Source organism: Streptomyces capoamus (genome assembly GCF_014654935.1).
Taxonomy (GTDB): Bacteria; Actinomycetota; Actinomycetes; order Streptomycetales; family Streptomycetaceae; genus Streptomyces; species Streptomyces capoamus.
Genome location: NZ_BNBF01000017.1, coordinates 74,752 through 78,350, shown reverse-complemented (window position 1 = coordinate 78,350; position 3,599 = coordinate 74,752). Strand labels below are relative to the sequence as shown.

The following is a 3,599-nucleotide window of genomic DNA, read 5'->3' as shown; positions in this document are numbered from 1 at the left end:
GAGCTGACCGAGCTACACCACCCGGCGGATCCCCGGGGCGGCCGCAGAGGCGCCCATCACCGTCTCCACGGCCGCCCGGATCTCGCCGTCCAAGGCCTGCACCAGATGCCCGTACCGGTCCACCGTCGTCGTGATCGACTCATGGCCCAGCCGTGCCTGGATCGCCGGTAGCGGAATCCGCTGAGCGATCAGCCACGCCACGTGCGTATGCCGCAGGTCATGGATGCGCGGCCGCTTCGGCAGCCCCTTCGCGATCGCCGCCTCAACGGCCGGCACCCACCGGCGGCGCCAGAAGTTGTCGTGACGCCAGCTCTTTCCGAGCCGCGTCTCGAAGAGGAGATCCTCCGGCCGCTTCCCCGCCATGCGACGGCGCAGCATCTCCATCTGCGCCTCGGTCACGGCCACGATCCGGCGCGCCTTCCGCGTCTTCGGTGGGCCCAGGAAGTACGCCGGCCCGCCCGCCCCCGGGGCCGCGCGCTTCCACGAGCGATGGACACCGACCGTGCCCTGCGCCAAGTTGACGTCCCGGACCTGCAGCGCGGTGGCCTCACCCCAGCGCATGCCGGTCCCGACGAGCCAGTCCGCGAGATCCCGAGCGTGGACGTCCTCGATCTCGGAGGCGATCCGGGCGTACTCGTCGTGCTCGAGGAAGCACATCTCCTCGTCGATGCCGTCGTCCGTGCGCGGCAGGCGCGTGCCCAAGCAGCAGTTCTTGGACCGAAGCGGCGGGTCCGCCTCGATGGCGGCCTGCACGATCGCGGACAGCAGGCCGTGCCGGTTGGCGATGGACTTGGGGCTGGCCTGACGCCGCAGCCACGCCTCGGCATTGTCCGGGTCACGCTCGCCGGCTTCCTGCGCGCGTACCCAGTCCTGGATGTCGGCCGCGGTCACGTTGGCGATCGTGGCCGGCACGACCCGGCCGGACGGCTGGGTGTGCTGGATGATCGCGAAGTGGTTGTCGACATCGCGCTTGTAGTCGCGGCGGGTGCGTTCGTCGATGCCGGTGAGCCGGTCGACGTAGCGGTGCGCCCACTCGACGAGCGGCATGTCTCCGTCGACTGTCTGCTCCTCGACGAAGCCGCGGCCCTTGATCCAGCCGGGCGGCCACTGCTGGCTGTGCGCGTCGACCAGTTTCTTGAACTCCTCGGCCGCGACCGGGTCGCCGAACTTCTCGCATTCCTCGGTCCCGCCGCGCCCGCCCTGCACCCACCGGACTTGGTAGATCGCGCTGCCGTCCTTGCGCTTCCGCTCTCGGATGCTCGCCATGACGGCAGCGTAGGGGAGTGTCGCTCCTAGCGTTAGGCCCGCGTTTGGCCGAGATTTCTATCGGTACAGGTAGAGGACGGAGGCGGACGGGAATCGAACCCGCCTGCCCGAGATCCTCGGACACCTCGGTTTTGAAGACCGGGAGGGCCACCAGGCACCCACACGCCTCCACCGCCCGTCAGGCTACTGCCCCAGGGGAGCACAGGTATGACAACGACACCGGAGCGTCGCACGCCCGTACGGCTCACCCAGTTCGCCCACGGCGGCGGCTGCGCCTGCAAGATCCCGCCCGGTGAACTGGAGGAGGTGGTGGCGGGGCTGACCGGCGCGCCGCTCACCGGCGGTGACACCCCGCTGCTCGTCGGCCTCGCCACCGGCGACGACGCGGCCGTCGTCACCCACCGCGGGACCGCCCTGGTGTGCACGGCCGACTTCTTCACCCCGGTCGTGGACGACCCCTACGACTGGGGCCGGATCGCCGCCGCCAACGCCCTGTCCGACGTGTACGCGATGGGCGGCCGGCCCGTCCTCGCCGTCAACCTGCTCGCCTGGCCCCGCGACCGGCTCCCGTTCGACCTCGCCCGCGAGGTGCTGCGCGGCGGACTGGACACCGCCACCGAGGCCGGCTGCCACGTCGGCGGCGGGCACAGCGTCGACGACCCGGAACCCAAGTACGGCATGGCCGTCACCGGCATCGCCGACCCGGGCCGGCTGCTGCGCAACGACGCCGGCCGGCCCGGGCTGCCGCTGTCCCTGACCAAACCCCTGGGCACCGGCGTCCTCAACAACCGGCACAAGGCCACCGGCGAACGGTTCGCGCACGCCGTCGCCACGATGGCCGCCCTCAACCGGGACGCCGCCGAGGCCGCGCTGGCCGCCGGCGCCGTGTGCGCCACCGACGTCACCGGCTTCGGGCTCCTCGGCCACCTGCACAAGCTGGCCCGTGCCTCCGGGGTGACCGCCGTCGTCGACACCGCCGCCGTCCCGTACCTGGAGGGCGCCCGGGAGGCCGTACGGGACGGGTACGTCAGCGGCGGCACCCGGCGCAATCTGGAGTGGGTCGCACCGCACACCGACTTCGGAACCACCGACGAGGACACCCGGCTGCTGCTCGCCGACGCGCAGACCTCCGGCGGACTGCTCGTCGCCGGGGAGGTGCCGGGCGCCCCGGTCATCGGGGAGCTGGTGCCGCGCGGCACCCACTCCCTCGTCCTGCGCTAGGTCTCCGCCGGACCCGCTCACGGCTCCGTGCCGGTGTGCTCGTCGATGCCCGCCCGGATCCGGTACGCCCGCACCAGCTCCACGGCCGCCGGGCCCCGGGGGCGGCGGCCCGGGCGGATGTCGACGGCGAACGCCTTCGTCTCCTGGATGTGCGTGTTCGGGTCCAGGGACAGGTGCAGCAGCTCGTTGGCCGCGTCCCCCGTGCTGTAGCCGTTGGGACCCCAGTGGTAGGGCAGCCCCACCTGGTGCAGCCGGCGGCCGTGCACGGTCAGCGGGGTCATCCGGTCGGTGACCAGCACCCGCGCCTCGACCACGCCCCGCGCGCTCACGATCGTCGCCCACCCGGTGTGGGCCAGACCCCGCTCGGCGGCCAGCTCCGGGGAGACCTCGCAGAAGAACTCCGGCTGGAGTTCGGCGAGGTACGGCTGCCAGCGGGACATGCCGCCCGCCGTGTGGTGCTCGGTCAGCCGGTAGGTGGTGGCCACGTACGGGAACACCCCGGAACCGGGCTCGTCGCCGCTCGGCTGGTAGCGGTTGTCCGGGTGCGGCCGCAGCAACTGCCGTACCGGATTGCGCTGCTGGTCGTAGAGCAGGTTCGGGAACGGGGAGTCCTGCGGTTCGTAGTGCGCCGGCAGCGGTCCGTCGGCGAGCCCGGACGGCACGTACAGCCAGGCCTTGCCGTCGGCCTGCATGATGAACGGGTCGGTGCCGGACAGCGCCTCCGGCCCCGAGGCGTCATCGGGCGGCTCGTGGTCCGGCGCCTTGTCCTTCTTGAAGTCGGGGACGTCGTGCCCGGTCCACTCGCCCTGCTCGCCCTTGTCCGGGTCCCACCACACCAGCGCCTTGCGCTCGCTCCACGGCCTGCCCTCGGGATCGGCGGAGGCCCGGTTGTACAGGATCCGCCGGTTGGCCGGCCACGCCCACGCCCATTCGGCCGCCACCCAGTCCTGCTCCCGGCCCGGCTTGCGGCGGGCCGCCTGGTTGACGCCGTCGGCGTACACACCGCAGTAGATCCAGCAGCCGCAGGCGGTGGAGCCGTCGGGCTTCAACTGCTCGTACGACGACAGGGGGTTGCCCTCGGCGTCATGGCCGTTGATCTCGGCCAGGACGGC

Annotated in this window: 3 protein-coding genes and 1 tRNA gene; 1 reads left to right on the top strand and 3 read right to left on the bottom strand. The window is 72.3% G+C overall.

What is annotated here, in order from left to right:
• Positions 1 to 12 precede the first annotated feature (12 nt).
• On the bottom strand, positions 13 to 1,206 hold the full coding sequence (locus IE312_RS24885; RefSeq protein WP_229900404.1) for a tyrosine-type recombinase/integrase: 1,194 nt from the start codon (positions 1,204 to 1,206) through the stop codon (positions 13 to 15).
• Between the two features lie 137 nt (positions 1,207 to 1,343).
• A tRNA-Sec gene (locus IE312_RS24880) sits at positions 1,344 to 1,436 on the bottom strand.
• Positions 1,437 to 1,473: 37 nt separating this feature from the next.
• Between IE312_RS24880 and selD the strand changes: the two genes are divergently transcribed.
• Positions 1,474 to 2,487, top strand: a complete 1,014-nt coding sequence (gene selD / locus IE312_RS24875) for a selenide, water dikinase SelD (protein ID WP_189984548.1) — start codon at positions 1,474 to 1,476, stop codon at positions 2,485 to 2,487.
• A gap of 17 nt (positions 2,488 to 2,504) precedes the next feature.
• Here the strand turns inward: selD and IE312_RS41765 are convergent.
• On the bottom strand, positions 2,505 to 3,599 hold a 1,095-nt coding region (locus IE312_RS41765), incomplete at its 5' end, for a molybdopterin dinucleotide binding domain-containing protein (RefSeq protein ID WP_306419814.1).

What these genes read in the sequence shown, in the direction of transcription:
- selD (WP_189984548.1), top strand. Translation starts at nt 1,474, where the DNA reads ATGACAACGACACCGGAGCGTCGCACGCCCGTACGGCTCACCCAGTTC.